At 45.0% G+C, this 15,957-nt stretch carries 13 protein-coding genes; 10 read left to right on the forward strand and 3 right to left on the reverse strand.

All coding sequences use genetic code 11. From position 1 onward, the window contains the following. Position 1: 1 nt before the first annotated feature. From I2H39_RS17255 to I2H39_RS17265, 3 genes are all read left to right on the forward strand, one after another. Positions 2-1,966, forward strand: a complete 1,965-nt coding sequence (locus tag I2H39_RS17255; RefSeq protein WP_138311815.1) for a [Fe-Fe] hydrogenase large subunit C-terminal domain-containing protein — start codon at positions 2-4, stop codon at positions 1,964-1,966. After that, entirely contained in the window at positions 1,966-3,144 is a 1,179-nt protein-coding gene (locus I2H39_RS17260; protein ID WP_138311816.1) for a SpoIIE family protein phosphatase, read from the forward strand. The genes I2H39_RS17255 and I2H39_RS17260 overlap by 1 nt, the downstream gene beginning before the upstream one ends. A 280-nt stretch (positions 3,145-3,424) precedes the next feature. Beyond that, entirely contained in the window at positions 3,425-4,876 is a 1,452-nt protein-coding gene (locus tag I2H39_RS17265) for a 4Fe-4S dicluster domain-containing protein (protein WP_195627101.1), read from the forward strand. Between the two features lie 370 nt (positions 4,877-5,246). Here I2H39_RS17265 and citX read toward each other — a convergent pair whose 3' ends face one another. The 3 genes from citX to I2H39_RS17280 are packed head-to-tail and all read right to left on the reverse strand — an operon-like array spanning position 5,247 to position 7,694. Further along, entirely contained in the window at positions 5,247-5,753 is a 507-nt protein-coding gene (citX, locus tag I2H39_RS17270) for a citrate lyase holo-[acyl-carrier protein] synthase (protein ID WP_202048797.1), read from the reverse strand. A 26-nt stretch (positions 5,754-5,779) separates the two neighbouring features. Next, positions 5,780-6,826 carry a [citrate (pro-3S)-lyase] ligase gene (gene citC, locus I2H39_RS17275; protein ID WP_195627102.1) on the reverse strand — a complete coding sequence of 349 codons (1,047 nt, stop codon included), beginning with the start codon at positions 6,824-6,826 and terminating at the stop codon, positions 5,780-5,782. Next, positions 6,813-7,694 carry a LysR family transcriptional regulator gene (locus I2H39_RS17280; protein ID WP_165640826.1) on the reverse strand — a complete coding sequence of 294 codons (882 nt, stop codon included), beginning with the start codon at positions 7,692-7,694 and terminating at the stop codon, positions 6,813-6,815. The genes citC and I2H39_RS17280 overlap by 14 nt, the downstream gene beginning before the upstream one ends. A 341-nt stretch (positions 7,695-8,035) precedes the next feature. Here I2H39_RS17280 and citD point away from each other — a divergent pair, with 341 nt between their 5' ends. From citD to I2H39_RS17315, 7 genes are read left to right on the forward strand one after another with little or no spacing between them, the layout of a single operon-like run. Next, the gene (citD, locus tag I2H39_RS17285; protein WP_156703742.1) at positions 8,036-8,338 is read left to right on the forward strand and encodes a citrate lyase acyl carrier protein; all 303 of its coding nucleotides are present in this window, start codon (positions 8,036-8,038) and stop codon (positions 8,336-8,338) included. Next, entirely contained in the window at positions 8,335-9,246 is a 912-nt protein-coding gene (locus I2H39_RS17290) for an aldolase/citrate lyase family protein (protein WP_156703744.1), read from the forward strand. The genes citD and I2H39_RS17290 overlap by 4 nt, the downstream gene beginning before the upstream one ends. A gap of 16 nt (positions 9,247-9,262) precedes the next feature. Continuing rightward, entirely contained in the window at positions 9,263-10,822 is a 1,560-nt protein-coding gene (gene citF, locus I2H39_RS17295; protein WP_165640827.1) for a citrate lyase subunit alpha, read from the forward strand. Positions 10,823-10,875: 53 nt separating this feature from the next. After that, positions 10,876-12,183, forward strand: coding sequence for a citrate:proton symporter (locus tag I2H39_RS17300; RefSeq protein ID WP_165640828.1), 1,308 nt, complete (start codon positions 10,876-10,878; stop codon positions 12,181-12,183). Positions 12,184-12,211: 28 nt separating this feature from the next. Further along, positions 12,212-13,126, forward strand: a complete 915-nt coding sequence (citG, locus tag I2H39_RS17305; RefSeq protein ID WP_207746853.1) for a triphosphoribosyl-dephospho-CoA synthase CitG — start codon at positions 12,212-12,214, stop codon at positions 13,124-13,126. A 2-nt stretch (positions 13,127-13,128) separates the two neighbouring features. Beyond that, the gene (locus I2H39_RS17310) at positions 13,129-14,385 is read left to right on the forward strand and encodes an SLC13 family permease (protein WP_165640830.1); all 1,257 of its coding nucleotides are present in this window, start codon (positions 13,129-13,131) and stop codon (positions 14,383-14,385) included. A gap of 17 nt (positions 14,386-14,402) precedes the next feature. After that, on the forward strand, positions 14,403-15,449 hold the full coding sequence (locus tag I2H39_RS17315; protein ID WP_156703749.1) for a lactonase family protein: 1,047 nt from the start codon (positions 14,403-14,405) through the stop codon (positions 15,447-15,449). Positions 15,450-15,957: the final 508 nt, after the last annotated feature.

The following is a 15,957-nucleotide window of genomic DNA, read 5'->3' on the forward strand; positions in this document are numbered from 1 at the left end:
TATGGGCATGGAAATCATCGATTTCAAAGCCACAAAGTGCAAACACTGCTATAAATGCGTCCGTTACTGCGGGGTAAAGGCCATCCAGGTCAAGGATGAGAGGGCAGTCATCATGCCGGACAAGTGCATCCTGTGCGGCCATTGTCTGAAAATATGCCCCCAGTCAGCAAAAACCCTTAAGAGCGACCTGAATATGGTCCGCGGATTTTTGCGCGAAGGCATGCGGGTAGTGGTGTCCATTGCACCGTCCTATATGGGGTTATTGAAATACAAGACAATCGGTCAGGTGCGGGGAGCTCTGCTGCGCCTGGGATTCGAGGATGTAAGGGAGACTTCCGAGGGGGCTGCTTTTGTGACCGCCGAATATACGAAGCTCCTGGCAGAGCACAAGATGGAGAATATCATCACCACATGCTGTCCAAGCGCCAACGACCTGGTGGAAATCTACTATCCACAGCTCATACCTTACCTGGCCCCGGTGGTGTCGCCCATGATTGCCCATGGAAAGCTGCTGAAGGAAGAACTGGGACGTGATGTGAAGGTCGTGTTCCTGGGACCGTGCATTGCCAAGAAAAAGGAAGCCATGGACCTGCGGCATGAGGGCTATATTGACGCTGTATTAAATTTCAATGACATAAACAAATGGCTGGAGGAAGAGGACATCGTAATTGAGGACTGTGAGGACCGGCCATTTACAGCATTTGACCCAAAGGTGAACCGCCTGTATCCCGTGACCAACGGCGTGGTAAATTCCGTGCTGGCCACCGAGGAAAAGGGGGACGGATACCGGAAGTTTTATGTTCACGGAGAGGATAACTGTATTGATTTGTGCAGGAGCATGTCCCGCGGTGAAATCAAGGGCTGTTTTATAGAGATGAATATGTGTTCCGGCGGCTGTATCAAAGGGCCTACGGTAGATGACGAGTTCATATCCAGATTCAAGGTAAAGCTGGACATGGAGGAAAGCATCAGCAGGGAGCCGGCTGAGGAAAGGCAGATGGAGCCGGTGTGGGAAAATGTGAATTTCAGGAAACGGTTTGAGGACCATTCGCCCAGAGACCCCCAGCCTACGGAGGAACAGATACGGGAAATCCTGCGCATGACCAACAAGTTAAAGCCGGAGGACGAACTGAACTGCGGCGCCTGCGGATATCCTACCTGCCGGGAAAAAGCCATTGCCGTATTCCAGCACAAGGCGGAAGTGAGCATGTGCATCCCCTTTATGCATGAAAAGGCAGAATCCATGGCCAACCTGGTAATGGAGACCTCGCCTAACATTGTACTGATTGTGGGAGAAGACATGCGCATCATGGAGTACTCGGATGTGGGCGAGAAATATTTTGGCAGAACCCGTTCACAGGCATTGCAGATGTACCTGTATGAGCTCATCGACCCGGTGAATTTCCAGTGGGTATTTGATACACATCAGAATATCCACGGCAAGCGGGTGAATTATCCGGAGTATAATCTTTCCACCCTGCAGAACATTGTGTACATAGAGAAGGAAAATGCTGTTCTGGCCACCTTCATAGACATAACCCGAGAGGAGGAGCTGGCCAAGGAGGAGTATGAGAAAAAGCTGGAAACCATTGATTTGGCCCAGAAGGTCATACATAAGCAGATGATGGTGGCCCAGGAGATAGCCGGTCTTTTAGGCGAGACAACAGCTGAGACAAAGACCACTCTGACCAAGCTGTGCCATTCCCTGCTGGAGGACGGCAGCGATGCCGTGTATGCCGGGGGAGAACTGGACCGGGAGATACCGGGCGTACAGCTGGGAAGCGGAGCCGTGCCCTTAAAGGGAGTCATGACAGCCGGAAATCCGGCTGATGATGGAGGGGAGCAGAAGAAGCCTTCTACGGGATATGTCCATATCGGCAGCGCAAATCCGGGCGGCGGAAAGACCGGGTATGTCCATCTGAGCAATGCGGATTTAAAGAAACCAGGCGGCAACGGAGGTAGATAATGGGAATTACAGTGGATGTTGCATATAAAAGCCTGAACAAATACACCGAAATCCTGTGCGGGGACAAGGTAGAACTCCTGCAGACCGAGGATTCCAATATAATGATTCTGGCGGACGGCATGGGAAGCGGGGTCAAGGCCAATATCCTGTCCACGCTGACCTCCAAGATACTGGGAACCATGTTCCTCAACGGGGCTACCCTGGAGGAATGTGTGGATACTATCAGCGAGACCCTGCCCATCTGCCAGGTAAGACAGGTGGCCTATTCCACCTTTAGTATTCTGCAGGTATACCATAATGGGGATGCATATCTGGTGGAGTATGATAATCCCGGCTGTATATTCATACGGGATGGAAAGCTCATGGAGATACCCAAGAATGTACGGGTTATCCAGGGCAAGGAAATCAATGAATACAGATTCAAAGTCAAAAAAGGCGATGCCCTGATTCTCATGAGCGACGGCACCATCCATGCAGGTGTGGGAGAATTGTTGAATTTCGGATGGCTGTGGCAGGATATAGCTGATTATGCAGTGAGACAGTATCCTCTGACCGTGTCAGCCATGCGTCTGGCTGCATCCATCAGCAGGGCCTGTGACGAGCTGTACCAGTTCCGGCCGGGGGATGACACCACGGTGGCGTGTATGCGGATTATTGACAGCAAGCCTGTCCATCTGATGACAGGACCGGCCAGAAATCCGGAAGACGATATGCGCATGGTCCATGACTTCATGGATGACCCCAATGCCAGGACCATTGTATGCGGCGGAACCAGTGCAACCATTGTGTCCAGGGTGCTGGGGAAAAAGCTGGATGTATCGTTGGATTATGTGGACCCGGAGATACCGCCCATCGCGTACATGGATGGCGTGGATTTGGTTACGGAGGGTGTCCTTACCCTTAACCGGGTGCTTCAGCTGCTTCGCAGATATGTGAAAAATGAGACTGTATCCGAAGAATTTTTCCAGGAGCTGGATAAGCCCAATGGAGGCTCCATGGTGGCCAAGGTACTCATAGAAGACTGCACGGAGGTCCACCTGTATGTGGGCAAGGCCATCAACAGTGCATACCAGAATCCGGGACTTCCCTTTGACCTGGGCATCCGTCAGAATCTGGTGGAGCAGCTGAGGCATGTGATTGAGGAGATGGGAAAGACAGTGATGGTTACGTATTACTAGTTTTGTACTCCATTTAATACTTGCATTTTTAGAGTAAATATAGTAGATTTCTAGTGTTGATATAATTTTAACAAACTCGAATTGTGATAATAGAGCAGACATATATGGCACGGGCCGGTGATATGTATCGCACGCAGGAGACCAAAGGACGGTCTCCAAGTGCTCATAACGAACCACTGCACTAAGCTAGAAAGGGACCTCGCTAAGTGCCAGTGATATGTATCGCACGTAGGGGACCAAAGGACGGTCTCCAAGTGCTCATAACGAGGAGGAGAAAAAAATGGTAACCAATGATGCGACAATCCTGCGTTTGAAACACGATGTACTTTACGAGGTGGCTAAGGCTGCATGGGAAGGGAATCTGGACGAGAAGCGGGAGAAGATTCCATATTCCATGATACCGGGGCCTCAGGCGACGTACCGCTGCTGTATCTATAAGGAGAGGGAAATCATCCGGCAGAGGGTACGCCTGGCAGAAGGAAAATGTCCTACCGGGAAGGACACATCCAATGTGGTCCAGGTCATCAATGCGGCCTGCGAGGAATGTCCCATTGCATCCTACATAGTGACTGACAACTGCCGTAAGTGTATGGGAAAGGCCTGTCAGAATTCCTGTAATTTCGGAGCCATCAGCATGGGGCGTGAGCGCGCTTATATCGAGCCCAGCAAATGTAAGGAATGCGGTAAATGTTCACAGGCCTGTCCCTATAACGCGATTGCCCATCTGGAGCGTCCGTGTAAGAAAATTTGTCCGGTGGATGCCATTACATATGATGAGTACGGCATCTGTGTGATTGATGAGAAAAAATGTATCCAGTGCGGAGCTTGTATCCATAGCTGCCCATTCGGAGCCATTGGTTCCAAGACCTTCATGGTGGATGTGATTCGTCTGATTAAGGCAGGAAAACGGGTGGTTGCCATGGTGGCGCCTGCCACAGAGGGACAGTTTGGTTCTGACATTACTATGGCCAGCTGGAAAATTGCATTAAAGCAGCTGGGATTTGCAGATATGATAGAAGTGGGATTGGGCGGAGACATGACAGCTGCCTACGAGGCAGAGGAATGGGCCCAGGCCCATAAGGAGGGGAAGAAAATGACAACCTCCTGCTGTCCTGCCTTTGTGAACATGATTAAACAGCATTTTCCCACATTGCTGGAGAATATGTCCACTACGGTGTCCCCTATGTGTGCAGTCTCCAGAATGATAAAGAGCGAGAATCCGGATACGGTCACTGTCTTTATCGGTCCCTGCATTGCCAAGAAGAGCGAGAGCCTGGATTTGAATGTAAAGGGTAATGCAGACTATGCAATGACCTTCGGTGAGATAAGGGCCATGATGCGCGCCAAAGGAGTGGAGCTTCAGCCGGCTGAGAATGACTATCAGGAAAGTTCTGTGTTTGGAAAGCGTTTTGGAAACGGCGGCGGTGTCACAGCAGCCGTACTGGAGTGCCTGAAGGAGATGGAGGAGAGCACAGATATCAAGGTAGCCCGCTGCAACGGGGCCGCAGAATGCAAGAAGGCACTGCTGCTCATGAAGGTTGGAAAACTTCCAGAGGATTTTGTGGAAGGAATGGCATGCGTAGGCGGCTGCGTGGGCGGTCCCAGCCGGCATAAAACCGAGGTGGAGGCCAAGAAGGCCAGAGACCAGCTGATTGGTTCTGCAGAAGAGAGACATGTGCTGGAGAATCTGAAGAAGTATCCGATGGGTGCGTTTTCGATGCATAGGCATTAAGCTGCGGTAGTTTGGATGCCGAATTGTGGTTTTGAAGAGAGATGACGGATGAAACCACAAGATATAGTGGTTTTTGAGGAAAAATTGAGTGGATTTGCGACCTGAAAATGGGTGTTTTTCAGGGCGTGAGAAATAGATGCCAAGCCCCGGAAGATGACTTTTCCGGGGTATTTTATTGGTTTTAACACACAAGAGGTACGAAAGTAAAAAGAACATAAAGAATAGTCTGATTATAAAAACAATAAGTATAAAAAATTTTGATTCGATATATCAACTCTTAATTTTTCATAAGGTTAAGGAGGGAATCTACATACATCTTTTCAAAGGGGATAAGAGAAAGGCAGCCCTCCAAAAGGTGAACGTTATCCAATTATCTATATTGTTCCAGTAGCTGTTCAATCCTGTTCTGCATTTCTTCTACGGTATGAGCTCTGGAACGGGCACAGTCCTGTGCCTGCTTATTACAGATAAGGCATTTACGATAGACAGGCCTTGATAACTTTTCACCGTTCGTATCTATTACATCAATATCGAATAAGCGGCCAAGTGGGTGGGATTCTTCAATCCCACTCATTATTTTTTTAAGTGTTACTGGGGGTCCTGCTACACATAGTATGTATTCATCACCAGTTTTTTCGTGGATTTCCCATTCTTCTAAAATAGGACAGGAATCCGTGCTAAGGGCGTTCAATATTTCCATTTTCCCATCATGGAATAATCTACGGATTTCAGGTGTGGTTTTTACGGGACCAGGAATATTCATGCAGAACGAAATAACAGGAGCATGATATTTTTCAATAAGCAGCTGTTGCCCGCCCGCCCGTTTCTCGCGCCGTTCCATCATATCTGTAATGGTTACATAAATTCCTGACAGCATTTATTCATCCTCTTTTCATTTTGTTTTTAGTAATGAATCACATTATTACTTGCTTTTATCTTACTAATTACAGGGGCAGCTTTGTCACTGGAAAAATATTCATATGTGGAAAATGGAACCAGCTCCTTCAAGCGGGTAAAGTCATGGTTTTGAATTGCTTTCCTGACAGTTGAAGCACTGATTGGATTCCCTTTCCATTCTTTTCGGGGGACAATGATGCAGTCGATTCCACCTTCGGGCAGTTTCTGCTTCATGATGCCGTTATATATTCTGGTAACGACGCTGTCAGGCTCCTCCCCTACATATCTGCGTGTTATTCCAAGTACTTCTGCAATACGGCAAAAGACGGTTAAATCAAGCATGGCATGACTTTCAATTACAGTATTTTCGTCTTTTTGAAAGTAACTGGGAAACGTTGCATTACTGATGATATACGGGCCGCTTTCATGATAAATAATATTATGCAGGTGCGCCGTACCTTTCATGATTAAATCTTTTCTTATATTAAAAGGTACCAGGCTTGCATCTTCGCTTACCATAAACAGATGGACAATATCATTTTCGAGACTTGCTGTTTCTGCCAGATATTGATGGCCCAGCGTAAAGGGGTTGGCGTTCATGACAAGGGCGGCAACCTTTTCCCCGCTTTTTCTTGTTTTTTCTAAGCTTGAAAGATAAGATGAAAATCCGTTTTTTTTATTTTCCATAAATACAAGCTGATTTTCAATTCTTACAGTTTCATAAAAACCTAAATCCCGGAAGAATTTAGCGGAGTTACATTTTGTGTAGAGGAAGATATGTGCGTTTCCTCTGGAAAACTGCTCCTCCATCAGATGCGTGACAACCTGATTCATCAGGCCTTCTCCTTGGTGGGCGCTGCTGACGGCCAAACAGCGGAGCGTATTATTAAAACAGCTTCCAGTGGCTATGATATTCATATCATCGTCAAAAATGCCGCAGGTGTAATCAAGATTTATATCCCGGCGGATTCCCTCATCAGCCAGAAGCCTGTCAATTAAATGATGACTTCTTTGGTCGGAAGGGTATATCTTGGAAATATTATAGACTGACATTTGAATCCTCCTCTTTTAATTCCTTGAATATGTTAATGAACGCTTCCACTTGTGCAAGCGACAGCGCGCTGTCTGAATACATAAGATAAGTGGAGCGGACAAAGGGCTCGCCGTTTGCAAAGAATAGCGGTTTCATATTACCATGAAAATCTCTCAGACATATTTCCGGGACGATTGCCCAGCCAAGTCCACGGTTTACCATTTCAACACAGGTTCCTATACTGTCTACGATAATTCCCTTTGCCTGATTCACTTGAATGTTATTTTCGTGAATCCATTGCGCAAGTTCCCGTTCAAATACAGAATCGGTTTTATGGCCAATATATGGGATTTCGCTGAGTGGCAACCCTTTATAAGCAGGGGACGATATTACATATATATTTTCCCTGTCTAATAATAGTCTGCTGCCTTTCCATGGATATTCTCCCCTTATGATTGCCACATCCAGCTCCCCATCTAGAATCTGAAGATATAATTTTCTGCTATGGTCAGTAACGATGTGGGTATTTACATGGGGATATCTGTTCCGGTACGTTGCGAGGATATCAGGAAAGCGGTAAAGAGCATAATTGATTGATATACCGGCATTCAGCGTGCCACAGACGTAAGGACGTTTGGTATTCAAAGCTGTACGCATTTCCTCCATCTGTGCGGCGGCTGTTTGGGCATAATGCAGGACAATCTCACCTTCCGGGGTAAAGTGGATGCCCTGTCTGGAACGGATTAGGAGTTTGATGTCCAGCTCCTGCTCAATGGCATTAATACGTTTGGAGAGAGAAGACTGTGTAACATATAAAAGGTCGGCTGCATGTGTAATGTTTTTTGTTTTATCTAAGGCTGTAAGTAGTTCAAAATCCCTTTCATCCATAGGGGGTTCCTCCTGACTTTGTGGAATATGCACAAAAATCAATATGCGTTTTTGGTGAAAATATATAGCTGATTTATTCCAAATAAGTATGAAATAAAGAAATTATAATTAATGTTTGGAATGTATATATTTGGATGTGTCAATTAGAATATCATCCGTTTTTGTTTGATTTTATAAGAACTATTATACATCATGAAATAAAAATGTAAATAAAATAATCATTCTAAAATGGAATGGAATATACAGAAAAAAGTGACTTTTACATTTACTATAAAAAGGTGTTTAATGTAATTATCTGATAAACGCAGTGTAGCAGAACAAAATATTAAAGGAGAATGAGCATGGAAATTCAGAAAACAGCAATTGCTGGAACCTTAGAATCCAGCGATGCACAAATCACGGTAGAACCATCAGCCGCAGGAATTGAGCTGTCAATTGAAAGCAGTGTCATGAACCAATACGGACGCCAGATTAAAGCAACCGTTATTAAGACATTGGAGGAACTTGGTGTTAAGAGCGGTAAGGTTGCGGTAGTTGATAAGGGTGCGTTGGAATGTACGCTGAAGGCACGTGTGGAATGCGCGGTATTAAGAAGCAATGGCGCTTCTGAAAAAGATATTCCATGGGGAGGTGCGGTAAGATGATTAAACGTAAAAAACCGGAAAAGAACAGACTTCGCAGGACAATGATGTTTATGAATGCCCAGAAACCGGGGTTGATTAAGGATGCCTATATTTATGGTACGGACAGCATTATCCTAGACCTTGAGGATGCGGTGGCGGAGAATCAGAAAGACGCGGCAAGGTTTTCCTTATATCAGGCGCTTAGAAATATTGATTACGGTGATACGGAAGTGATTGTACGGATTAATGGTCTGGACACGCCGCACTGGAAAGAAGACATACGCTGCGTAGTGGCCGGCGGGGCGGATGGTATCCGTATTGCTAAATGTGAGAGCGCACAGGATGTCCGTGATGTTGAAGATCAGGTGGTTGCAGCGGAGAAAGAATTTGGAGTTGAGATAGGGAGAACACTTCTTATGGCAGCCCTTGAAAGCCCAAAAGGAATCATGAATGCTTATGAAATCGTAACAGCATCGGAAAGGATGTTTGGTTGTGCAATTTCTGGAGGCGATTTTAGAAAGAGCATGCATGTGCGTATTGAAGAAGGTGGAATTGAAATGCTGGCTGCCAGAGGCCAGATGCTGCTTGCGGCCCGTGCGGCAGGTGTGCAGTGTTTTGATACGATGTTCCCCAATATTGACGACATGGAGGGCTTCAAGGCGGAAGTTATCCAAAACAGGAAGATGGGGTTTGACGGTAAGAGTATTGTTAATCCCAAACAGATTAAGTTTGTCCATGATACCTTTGCCCCAACACCCAAAGAAATTGCTTATGCGGAGAAGCTGGTCCGCTCCTTTAACGAACAGGCTGATTCAGGAGTCGGTGTTTATACGGTAGATGGCAAAATGGTTGATATTCCATTTTTTGAGGATGCAAGAAGAGTCATTGCGCTTGCGAAAGCCTGCGGCGTCTATCACGGCGATTTATAAGAAAGGGGATGGAAAAATGAAGAATGCAGTGAATAGGGAAATACCGGATGAACTTTTGGTAAATGGCAAGGAGGTTTACCAGGGTAAGTATTATATGGACGGGAAATATATCAAAAAGGATTCGCCAAAGTCATGTCGAAAGGTGAAGCCGGAGGAAAGCAAAATCTGTCAATCAATTCGCGAAGCATGCGAAAAATGCGGAGCTCATGATGGAATGACATTTTCTTTCCACACGGAACTGCGGGACGGCGATTACGTCGCAAGTATGGTGGCAAGAGTATTAGTTGAAGAAATGGGTCTTAAAGACATAACAGTTGCATCTACCTCCCTGGGAACTGCCCAGGACGTTATTGCGGATTACATTGAGCAGGGAAAGGTAATCGGAGTTCAGACTTCAGGTGTAAGGGGAAGGATTGGCGAGGTCATTTCGGCTGGAAGGCTTGCCAGTCCTGCCATCATCAGAAGCCATGGAGGGAGACCCCGCGCGGTAGAGGCAGGAGAGGTACATATTGATATTGCTTTTCTGGCAGCAGCCTCTTCCGATTGTTGTGGAAATGCAAGCGGCACAGGCGGTAAAAACAACTTTGGATCAATGGGCTTTGGTATCCATGATTCCCATTATGCAGACCACACGGTCATCATCACAGATACGCTGGTTGACTTCCCTAATTTACCGTCATCCATCTCTGCCATAGACGTAGATTGTGTATGTATAGTGGATGATATCGGTGATGCAACAAAAATCTCAACAAAAGAGGCGAGGATTACAGATAATCCAAGAGAACTTATGATGGCAGAAAATGCTGCAAAGGTAATTGCCGCGACACCGTATTTTAAGGACGGGTTCTCTTTCCAGACAGGAGTTGGAGGCCCATCCCTGGCGGTTAACCGGTTCCTGGAAGAACATATGCTTGGAAAGGGAATTACCATGAGCTTTGCGTTGGGTGGAACCAGTAGTTCGGTATGTCAGCTGATGGATAAAGGATTGGTAAAACACATTTGCGATACACAGGATTTTGATATGGGCGCAATTGCCCATATCACACAGAATCCAAACCACCACGAAACAGATTTGAGCGAATATGCAAATCCCGCCAATAAAGGTGCATATGTTAATAAGCTGGATTTTGTTGTGCTAGCAGCACTGGAGATAGATACAAAGTTCAATGTAAATGTCATCACTGGTTCAGATGGGGTACTTCGCGGCGCGCCAGGCGGACATCCCGATACCGCGGCAGGAAGCAAATGCTGCATTATCGTCACGCCGCTGACAAGAGGGCGTATGGCCACTGTGTGCGATGAAGTGGTGACCGTTACGACACCGGGCGACTGCGTGGATGTATTGGTAACTGACTATGGCATTGCGGTCAATCCGCTGCGTCAGGATTTAATTGATTGCCTGGAACGGGCGGGGATTATCCATGTTACAATAGAAGAGCTTAAAGATAAAGCATATAGCCTTGTGGGTACGCCGGATCATCTGGAATGGGAGGACAAGGTGGTGGCGATTGTGGAATCCAGGGATGGTACAATCCTGGATGTTGTTAAAAAAATCAAGCCATTACAATTAGACTAACAATCATACGTACAAAAGTTCATAATAAAGTAATGTATATGGGAGGTTCTTGAATGCAGTTAGCTGTGATTGGTTTTATTTTGATGTTAGTACTGATGTATGTACTAATCAGGGAAAAATTATCCCCGCCAGTGGCATTTATTCTTCTTCCGCTTATTGCGGCAGTTGTTGCCGGCTGTAATATGGAAGCCATAGCGGGGTTCATTAAAGATGGAATGGCAACCATGCTTAGTACAGCGATTTTATTTATTTTTTCAATTTCATATTTTACGTTGATGTCAGACGCAGGGTTATTCGACCCTATTATTAACTTTTTAATTAAACGTACCGGGAAGGGCTTAACAACAATTTTTCTGGCAATTGTGTTAACAACTTTTGTTGCTCATTTAGACGGTTCCGGTGCTACAACCTTTTTAATTGTAGTACCGGCATTCCTTCCAATTTGTAAAAAAGTCGGCATCAGGCCCCAGGCCCTTTTAGGCTCCATGTGTGGCGCCTATGCAACAATGAACATTGTTCCGTGGGGTGGGCCTACCATGCGTGCAGCGTCAGTAGCAGGTATAGAAGCAGGCGATTTATATGCTTTTATCGGGCCGGGAGTCATAGCAATTGCGCTTATGGCTTTTGTGATTGCATACATAGTTTCCAAAATTGAAAAAAAGAGGGGCGCCGGGACTGCTGTGATTGAATCAAATGCAACAGGAGCAGTGAATGAAGCAGAAACAGAAGGAAAGAAGGTAAAGAAAGGAATTTACTATTTCAATCTTATCCTTACGCTGACTATGCTGGTGGTGTTGTTTATCGATCAGCCATTGCCGTTGTATTCCGTATTTATGCTTGCTTTTGCTGTTGCACTTGTAGTAAATTTCCCAAATGTGAAGGACCAGAATCATAAAATCAAACATTATGGTACCAATGCAATGGTAATGTGTATGACATTATTTTCGGTAGGCATTTTTATGGGAGTGATTAGCGGCTCCGGAATGGTGGAAGCTATGGCAACCACGATTGTAAATGTCCTTCCGGCAGGCCTGTCCCCGCACATGCACTGGATTATGGCGCTTTTTGCAGTCCCTCTTATGATGATATTGGGAACGGATGCATTTTATTATGCGCTGTTGCCGATTATCATAGGTGTGGTGGAACCATTTGGTGTAGCCCCAGAAATCGTTGCGGCCACATTTCTTTTAACGGCAACGTTTGGAACACCGGTAAGTCCCTCTGTTGCGGCAGTTTATGTTGGGCTCGGTCTTACGGATGTCTCGATTGGTGACCATATTAAATATTCTCTCCGGCTGGTATGGCCAGCCAGCATCGCAGTTTTAATCATCTCTACAATACTTGGAGTGATTAAATTTTAAATATTCATGAAGGAAAGGCGGTATTTTTATGGAAGATGTAATGGAAATCATCCTCAACAAAATATCTTCGCTGGCAATGGAAGGAATTCTGTTTGAGGTTTCAGCGACTCCCAAACCAGGTCTTGTGGACAGGAATAATGCTGGCGCACATAAGGATATGGATTATTTTACGTTCATGTCTTCCGCTGCCGCCCTTCATGATACATTTGACATTTTTGCAAGGCTGGGTTGGGAGTATAGAAATGAACCCATAGAAAGTCTGCTTCAGTCACTTCGCTGCGTAGGTGTAAAAGCAGAACATAGAATGTTTGCATTTACAAATGGGGTTAATACCCATAAAGGCATGATTTTTACTTTGGGAATTCTCTGCGGCTGCGCAGGATGGGCAGTCGGAAAAATGCCATTATCCGCTGTCAATTTAAGCAGGCTTGCAGCCAGGATGTGTAAAGGCATCTGTATGCGTGAATATACGGATTTGGAACATAAGACCACATTGACTAAAGGTGAGCGCATGTACTTAAAATATGGATGTACAGGCGTAAGAGGAGAAGTGGAACAGGGATATCCAACTGTGATTCAGATTCTGCCAATCTATAGTAAACTTCGCAGCGTTGATATCTGTATTAATGATGCTCTGGTTCAGACACTGCTGCATCTGATTGCCGATACATGTGACACTAATATACTCTCCAGACATGATATGCAGACAGCTTTGTTTGCCAGACAATGCGCAAAAGAAGCGCTGCGGCTTGGAGGGATATTTACAGAGCAGGGGAAGGAATCAATAGAGAACATGGATCAAGTGTTTATAGAACGATATATCAGTCCTGGGGGATGTGCAGACCTTTTAGCCGTTACTCATTTTATATATAGTATAGAAAATTCTGAATTACTCAAATATAATATCCTTATCGGGAGTCAGTCGGAATATGTGGAGGTATAATTATGGGGCTTCAAATAATAGCATTGGTTACACTTACCGCAGCAATTGTGCTGGGGTTTGTTAAAAAAATAAATGTAGGAATTGTATCATTAGGTCTCTCATTGGCCCTTGGTTTGGTTGGAGGGGTTAAAGCGAATGTTATATTTGCAGGTTTTCCGGGAAAACTCTTTATCACACTTTTAGGGACCATGTTTTTATTCTGTTTGCTGCAGGAAAATAAAACGCTGGAATTGTTATCAAAGAAAATGGTCGCGTTAGTTGGGAAACATACATATCTAATACCTATTCTGATTTATCTGTCATCTTTTATTCTGTCTGCGGCCGGACCGGGGGCCATATCAGTACAGTCGGTCATGATTATTTTTGCAGTGTCGCTTTCCGTACAAATGAATGCGTCCCCGATTTTGATGGGAGGCATGGCTATTCTTGGGGCGGTAGGAGGAACTGCGTCACCCATAGCGTTAACGGGTATCATTGTCACTGACATTACTGCGGAAATGGGGTATTCGGGTCTTGCAATGCCTGTATTTATAGGGATTAGCGCGGCAAATCTTATCTGTGCCCTGGTACTTTATATCGTATTCAAGGGATATAGATTAAAATCAGAAGTGACGGTGAACCGCGCGGGGATTCCGAAGTTTAATAAACAGCAGAAACTGGGGATAGCAGCGATTATTATATTGATTATCATTGTGGTTGGACTTCAGTATGATGTTGGATTGGTATCATTTGCTTTAGCACTTATCCTTATTTTATGTAAATCCGTAAATGAAAAAGCAGCCTTTAAACTGATTCCATGGAATGTCTTAATCCTGATCTGTGGTGTGAATGTCCTGATGGCCGTGACAAAGGATATGGGAGGAATTGATTTACTCTCAAGGATTCTTGCTTCCATGATGAACCAATATACAGCCTCACCGCTTATTGCTTTAACAGCTGGTCTGATGTCGTGGTTCAGTTCTGCAAATGGGGTGGTCTTCCCAACACTGATACCCACAGTTGCTGATATAGCAGGTAATGTAGGCGGGACAGTTACTGTGTTAGAGATGATAATGGCTATTGTGGGCGGTGCAACCGTAGCAGGAATCAGTCCGCTTTCTACAGGAGGCAGCTTAATCCTGGCTTCCTATACGCAGGAAACGGATGCGACAGACAAGGAACAGCAATCCTTATTCGCCAGGCTGTTTGGCGTATCATTTGCAGCGGTTGTAATCGTGGTTGTTTTTGCACTAATCGGTGGTTTTAAGCTGTTTTGTTAGTGGGAAAGGAGCAGTAAGTGAAACAATATGCATATGTTGGCTGCAGGACAACAAAAGAAAGAAATGCAAGAGGAAAAGGAATCAGCGTTTATGAGATAGAAGATGGAAAATGGAATTTAAAGCAAATAAAAGGTGACCTTATTAATCCGTCATATCTTTGTATGGATAGGACAGAAAAATTCCTGTATACGGTTCATGGGGATCAAAGTGAAATCAGCTCCTTTTTGATTGAAGAAGATGGGACATTAGCATATATCAATACGGTTTCTACAGGCGGGGTTAATCCGGTACACTTGTCTGTTGATAAAACAAACCAATGGATATTTGTGGCTAACCTTCAAACCGGGACAGTTGCTGTGATTCCACGAGTCGAAGATGGAAGCCTGCAGGAGTTGAAACAGCTCTATACGATTCCGGGAAAAGAGGAGGGGACCGTATCACATCCACATCAGGTATTACAGGATATTCATCAGAATTACCTGCTTGTATCCTGTCAGGGAAGGCTTTATGGCTTTGGTCAGGTTGATGTATTCCGAATCAATAGCGATACAGGGGAACTGGAAAAAACATGTGTGGTCAGCTCGCGGGAAATAGCGGAGCCCAGGCATATGGTATTTCATCCAAATAACAGATTTTGCTACGGTGTGAATGAGAAAGACTATTCAGTTACTTATTATCAGTTTGATGAAGAAGATGGCCGGCTTGAGGCGAAACAGATTGTACCTGCTTTGCCAGATACTTACACCGGAGATGGCTGGGCAAGCGGCATATTGATGGAGCAGGCAGGGAGACATCTGATTGTATCAAACCGTAAACATGATAGTGTTACCTGCTTTGAGATTAATCAGGATAATGGCATGTTAACCTTTAAAGATAACATAAAAACAGAAGGAAAGCAGCCCCGCTTTATTGCGGTGAACCCATTAAATAACACTGTGATAGCAGCAAATGAACTTTCCGATAATTTAAGGGAAATCAATGTTTGTCCAGAACGGGGAAAGCTTGAAATGATGGATATGGAAATACATACAGAAAGCCCTGTATGTGTAATATTTAAGCAATGATAGTGAGTTTATTTCTAATAACTCCAGTTAAGAGAACTTTATAAAACTAATAAATTAATAAGCAGATGAGAATTACTTTGGGGGTAGGTACTTTAAATTATGCCTTGTAACACGCTGTAAGCCACCGTGTTGGCTTTTTAGGCGAGGGATGGAGAAATGGGCCATACTACAATAGGTCTGGCTAGATTGGCCCAATATGAAAAATTCTACTTTTGTATAAGGAAAACCGATATTGACACTTCACATTAGCATCCATAAATCAAACCGTATTCCCCGTTCGATTTGTGTGCAGGTTAAAGGGAGGTGCACCTAAAGGCGCCCCTCCCGGCCACAAACGCCCGCAATGCGGGCGTTTTTTCTTTTCCACGAAGGTGCACCTGTTTGGAGCTTTGGTCACCTGACAGGTGGTCGGTTTTAGCTGGAGGTTACGTAAATACAAGCAAAATAGCACATTCTTAGGTGTACCTTGTAGGTGGTTCTGCTGTATTTGGGACAAAATCTTTATGGC

Origin of the sequence: Clostridium sp. 1001283B150225_161107_B6, assembly GCF_015556325.1 — a bacterium.
Classification (GTDB): Bacteria; Bacillota; Clostridia; order Lachnospirales; family Lachnospiraceae; genus Enterocloster.